The 2476-nt window shown below is 58.3% G+C and carries 1 tRNA gene and 2 rRNA genes (1 of these 3 cut by a window edge); all 3 read right to left on the bottom strand.

The features are described from left to right. Window positions 1-32 (bottom strand): 23S ribosomal RNA (locus tag BPODLACK_RS22925); it reaches 2684 nt to the left of the window's first position. Window positions 33-67: 35 nt separating this feature from the next. Beyond that, window positions 68-1586, bottom strand: a 16S ribosomal RNA gene (locus tag BPODLACK_RS22920). Together the 16S and 23S rRNA genes form the textbook arrangement of a ribosomal RNA operon. An 811-nt stretch (window positions 1587-2397) precedes the next feature. Beyond that, a tRNA-Met gene (locus BPODLACK_RS22915) sits at window positions 2398-2474 on the bottom strand. Between the last annotated feature and the right edge of the window lie 2 nt (window positions 2475-2476).

The raw sequence follows: 2476 nt of genomic DNA, 5'->3' as shown, positions 1-2476 counted from the left end.
ACCCTCGAACACACACGCGCCGCAGAACATACGCCTGCAGAAACACGTGATGTTGTGTGCTCCTTAGAAAGGAGGTGATCCAGCCGCACCTTCCGGTACGGCTACCTTGTTACGACTTCGTCCCAATCGCCGATCCCACCTTCGACAGCTCCCTCCACAAGGGTTAGGCCACCGGCTTCGGGTGTTACCGACTTTCATGACGTGACGGGCGGTGTGTACAAGGCCCGGGAACGTATTCACCGCAGCGTTGCTGATCTGCGATTACTAGCGACTCCGACTTCATGGGGTCGAGTTGCAGACCCCAATCCGAACTGAGACTGGCTTTAAGGGATTCGCTCCACCTCACGGTATCGCAGCCCTCTGTACCAGCCATTGTAGCATGTGTGAAGCCCTGGACATAAGGGGCATGATGACTTGACGTCATCCCCACCTTCCTCCGAGTTGACCCCGGCAGTCTCCTGCAAGTCCCCGGCATAACCCGCTGGCAATACAGGACAAGGGTTGCGCTCGTTGCGGGACTTAACCCAACATCTCACGACACGAGCTGACGACAGCCATGCACCACCTGTACACCAACCACAAGGGGGGCTATATCTCTACAGCTTTCTGGTGTATGTCAAACCCAGGTAAGGTTCTTCGCGTTGCATCGAATTAATCCACATGCTCCGCCGCTTGTGCGGGCCCCCGTCAATTCCTTTGAGTTTTAGCCTTGCGGCCGTACTCCCCAGGCGGGGTACTTAATGCGTTAGCTACGGCACGGAACTCGTGAAATGAGCCCCACACCTAGTACCCACCGTTTACGGCGTGGACTACCAGGGTATCTAATCCTGTTCGCTACCCACGCTTTCGCTCCTCAGCGTCAGTTACTACCCAGAGACCCGCCTTCGCCACCGGTGTTCCTCCTGATATCTGCGCATTTCACCGCTACACCAGGAATTCCAGTCTCCCCTGTAGTACTCAAGTCTGCCCGTATCGCCTGCACGCCTACAATTGAGTTGCAGAATTTCACAGACGACGCGACAAACCGCCTACGAGCTCTTTACGCCCAGTAATTCCGGACAACGCTCGCACCCTACGTATTACCGCGGCTGCTGGCACGTAGTTGGCCGGTGCTTCTTCTCCAGGTACCGTCACTTGCGCTTCGTCCCTGGTGAAAGAGGTTTACAACCCGAAGGCCGTCATCCCTCACGCGGCGTCGCTGCATCAGGCTTGCGCCCATTGTGCAATATTCCCCACTGCTGCCTCCCGTAGGAGTCTGGGCCGTGTCTCAGTCCCAGTGTGGCCGATCACCCTCTCAGGTCGGCTACCCGTCGTCGCCTTGGTAGGCCATTACCCCACCAACAAGCTGATAGGCCGCGGGCCCATCCTGAACCGCAAAAGCTTTCCACCAAACACCATGCGATGTAAGGTCATATCCGGTATTAGACCCAGTTTCCCAGGCTTATCCCAGAGTCCAGGGCAGATCACCCACGTGTTACTCACCCGTTCGCCACTCGAGTACCCGCAAGCGGGCCTTTCCGTTCGACTTGCATGTGTTAAGCACGCCGCCAGCGTTCGTCCTGAGCCAGGATCAAACTCTCCATGAAAAAACAGTGAAACAAAACCAACCCAAAGGGCCAGCGTTTCAACACAATCAGGAAAGCAAAACCTGACCAATCCAAAACTAGCTACCATGTGGCACCCAGACGGGGCCGAGCGCCACACACAAAAACAAACATCTACATCCATAAAGAATGCTCGATGCCAATAATGGCATCAGACAATTCATCATCACACTATCGAGTTCTCAAAGAACACACACCCACCAGATACACACCCCGCCAAGGGCTTTCACCAGCAGACTTGTTCTGACTTTCCGCAGCAACCCCGTCTCCGGGGCAACTCTTCCAGCCTACCAGACCCCAACCCCAGTCCGCAAACCCGAAGATTTGACGAACCCAGGAGATCTGACAACCCCACACAACGCGACCGAGACACCAAGTCTCAACCACAAAGTTCAGGGGCGGCCAACGACAAACCCGGTCTCCACTCCCCGCAATCAGACCCTCTCAGGCCCTCCGGGGCGGCGCCGTGGCGCGCTGACTGGACATAAGTTACGCACGTGGGTCCCCAACGTCAAATCGCCAGGTCAGCGGGGTGATTGAGGATCGGCGCCTAGGTCGGCATGCCCGACTGCGGCGGGCCGCGCGACATTCGGTAGAGAATCCCCGCGATCGGCAGGGGACCGTCGCCGGCCGACCTGGTTCCACTCCCCATCCCGCAACCGCGCGACCTCCGCGCAACTCCAGTTCGACACCGCGCCCGGCCGGGCCGTCGCCCGCGCGTCGGCTGCGCACACACCACAAGGGGCACATAGCAAGAACCCCGCCCGGGAGTCCCGGGCGGGGGTTCTTGTGGTGGTAGCGGGGACAGGATTTGAACCTGCGACCTCTGGGTTATGAGCCCAGCGAGCTACCGAGCTGCTCCACCCCGCGTT

Origin of the sequence: Gordonia sp. YY1, from assembly GCF_009872315.1 — a bacterium.
In the GTDB taxonomy this organism is placed as follows: Bacteria; Actinomycetota; Actinomycetes; order Mycobacteriales; family Mycobacteriaceae; genus Gordonia; species Gordonia amicalis.
The sequence above is the reverse complement of the archived record's forward strand: the minus strand, read 5'-3'. Positions and strand labels throughout refer to the sequence as shown.